This is a genomic window from Gemella sp. GH3 (assembly GCF_013415425.1).
In the GTDB taxonomy this organism is placed as follows: Bacteria; Bacillota; Bacilli; order Staphylococcales; family Gemellaceae; genus Gemelliphila.
This window is the reverse complement of sequence record NZ_JACBYC010000081.1, coordinates 1-2,928: the sequence shown is the minus strand read 5'-3', so window position 1 is coordinate 2,928 and position 2,928 is coordinate 1. Positions and strand designations below refer to the sequence as shown.

Below are 2,928 nucleotides of genomic sequence, written 5' to 3'. Positions count from 1 at the left end.
TTTCATAAAAATCAATTTTTAATAAATTAGCTATTAAATGTAAAAAATAGTGTATAAATTTTAATTGTTTGTATAAATAGTTTATTTTAAAGGTTTGGAAATATTGGAGAATAAATTATTTAATTTTAGTAATCAAATAAATATTTGAAAAATAAAGCAATGTAGGAAAAATTTGAATACACTTTCAAAAATTGTTATAATTATATTATAAACTACTATAAGGAGGTTATAATATGGGTATAATAGAGAATTTATTAGGTATAAAATATCCCCTATTTCAAGGTGGAATGACTATGATAGCTAATTACAAATTAGTGAGTGCAGTTTCTAATGCAGGAGGTTTAGGAATTTTAGCATCTGCAGGTTTAACAAAAGATGAATTACGTGCTGAAATCAAAAAAACAAAAGAATTAACAAAAAATCCTTTTGCAGTTAACTTAATGTTAATGAATAAAAATATTCCAGAATTAATAGATGTAATTATAGAAGAAAGTGTCAAAATAGTATCTACTGGAGCAGGAACACCTAAACCTTATATGGAAAAGTTAAAAGAAAATAATATAAAAGTTATCGCAGTTATTCCTAATGTGAAAGTTGCAAAGAAAATGGAAGATATAGGTGTAGATATTGTGGTCGCTGAAGGAGGAGAATCAGGGGGGCATGTAGGAGAAACTACTACGTTATCTCTAGTGCCACAAATAGTAGATGCAGTTAATATTCCTGTTATAGCTGCGGGAGGAATTGCAGATGGTCGAGGGATAGCAGCCGCATTTTCTTTAGGAGCTAAAGGTGTACAACTAGGGACATTATTTTTAACGACAGAAGAATGTGTAATTCCAAATAGTATAAAACAAGCTATTATAGATGCTGTAGATACCTCTACAACAGTAGTAGGACGCCAAAAAGGTATACCGTTTCGTAGTATAAAAAATGATATATTGCAAAAATACTACAATCTTGAATTAGGAGAAGGAACTAAAGAAGATTTAGATAGACTAAAAAATGAGGCATTATCTGCTGCTATAGTTAAAGGTGATAGTGAAAATGGCTTAATTATGGTAGGGCAAATATCAGGATTAATAACTAGAATAAGACCTGTAAAGGAAGTAGTAGAAACTTTATTTATAGAATATAATGAAACTATAAAGAAATTACAGGAAATTTAAATTAAGGAAGAAATATTATATTTATAAATGATAATATTTTAATTAGGGAGATATATTATGTCTATAAAAAATAATATACAAATTTTAATTTCATTATTACCATTTATTATAACTGTATTGTTAGTATATTTTGGTTTTAAGAGAATAGTAAAAAATAAAAAAGAAGGTTAATTATAAAATTCAAACGTGGCTTATTATAATATGATATTTAATGATAGTAAACTATTAAGCATATAATAGCAATATAAATTATGTGTGATTTGATATCAATTTATAATAAAAACGTTGCTATTGATGTGATGTAAGTAATATCAATAATTTTCTGTTTGATTATAGAACAACTGTTAAAATAAAATATTTTAAGTATATTTTTGATAGTATATGTTTTTAGTAGTTTACTGGGGGAAACTACTAGCATAAATAAGCTATTATAGATGAAAAAAGACGACAATTAGTCGTCTTTTTTATTGAAAAACAAATATACAATAAACTAATCCCTAAAATAATATTGCTTTTATATGAGAAATAAGTTTAACTATACTATCAACAGCATTTACGAAAAGTAATATATACCCTATAATCATAAACCATGTAGGCAATTTTTTGCCTTTTATGTACCACGCTGTTTCTTTATTTTTAGTATCCATACAACCATTCTCCCTTATTTAATAGTTGAAAAAATACGTAGTTAATAAGAAGTAGAAATTTTACCTTAACCTCTTTATTATATCATATTTTAATAAATTTTATCAGTCTTGTTTTTCTTTGTATTTTATGTTATTTTTAAAATATAATACCGTTATATTAAATAAATTTATTATGTGGTTAAATATACCTTTAGAGGAGGTAACTATATGGATATATCTTATATTACTAACAACCCTATACTACTAATATTTCTTTATATAGTATTAGCTATCATTTCGGCATATTACTTATTTATAGCAGTTAGATTTATAGCAAGAGGTCTAGATAATAAAAAAGATAATTAACTACACAAAATTTTAATAAGGAGATGAGTACAATGAGTGACTTCTTTTTTACTGATACTGGACAAATTATACTGAAGATAATAAGTGTTATTTCATTCCTTATTATTGTTTCTCTTGGTATTAACTTTATAAGAAAATGTTTAAAAAAAGACGATTAAGCATCGTCTTTTTTTAATAAATTCTAATTGTAATTTTTTATAAACATATCCCCAACCCTTTAATTATATCATATTAATATAAATTTTTTTAGAAAATATATATTTCAATATTTCCAACACTTTTCCTATTGTTTCCAATTATTTATTATGATACTATGAAAATATATAGATTTTATGATAATAGTTTTTTTAAAAGAAATATAGAACTTTTTAAATAATTTATAAACTAATTATTTAGGGGAAAATATGTATAATAAAAAACACACAATTTTTATTCCAAGTATAATGTATATAGTGTCAGCATATACATATATGTTAATTTGTAACTTACTAAATATAAATTATAAATTAAAAAATATAGATATAATAGGGATATATACATTAATATTAATATTATCATTTATAGTAAGAAAATATATATTATTTAATTCAAAAAAGATTGAGTATAAGGTATTTATTTTCTAATCATTCATTTTTCAATTTAACTTAAGGGGGTAGGTACTGTGATCTATGATCACTGCTAATATTGTATCAATAGGAGTAATATTTTTCTATATATTAGAGATTACTTTTTACGTATTAGGAATATATACCTTTATAAAAGTATTAGCG

At 23.7% G+C, this 2,928-nt stretch carries 3 protein-coding genes; 2 read left to right on the top strand and 1 reads right to left on the bottom strand.

What is annotated here, in order from left to right:
- Window positions 1-233 precede the first annotated feature (233 nt).
- Window positions 234-1,166, top strand: coding sequence for an NAD(P)H-dependent flavin oxidoreductase (locus HZY83_RS02045; RefSeq protein WP_179942422.1), 933 nt, complete (start codon window positions 234-236; stop codon window positions 1,164-1,166).
- Between the two features lie 497 nt (window positions 1,167-1,663).
- On the opposite strand, the gene HZY83_RS02040 is transcribed toward HZY83_RS02045, so the two are convergent.
- Window positions 1,664-1,813, bottom strand: coding sequence for a hypothetical protein (locus HZY83_RS02040; protein ID WP_179942421.1), 150 nt, complete (start codon window positions 1,811-1,813; stop codon window positions 1,664-1,666).
- Window positions 1,814-2,020: 207 nt separating this feature from the next.
- Here HZY83_RS02040 and HZY83_RS02035 point away from each other — a divergent pair, with 207 nt between their 5' ends.
- Window positions 2,021-2,158: a hypothetical protein gene (locus tag HZY83_RS02035; RefSeq protein ID WP_179942420.1), complete on the top strand. Its 138-nt coding sequence runs from the start codon at window positions 2,021-2,023 to the stop codon at window positions 2,156-2,158.
- Window positions 2,159-2,928: the final 770 nt, after the last annotated feature.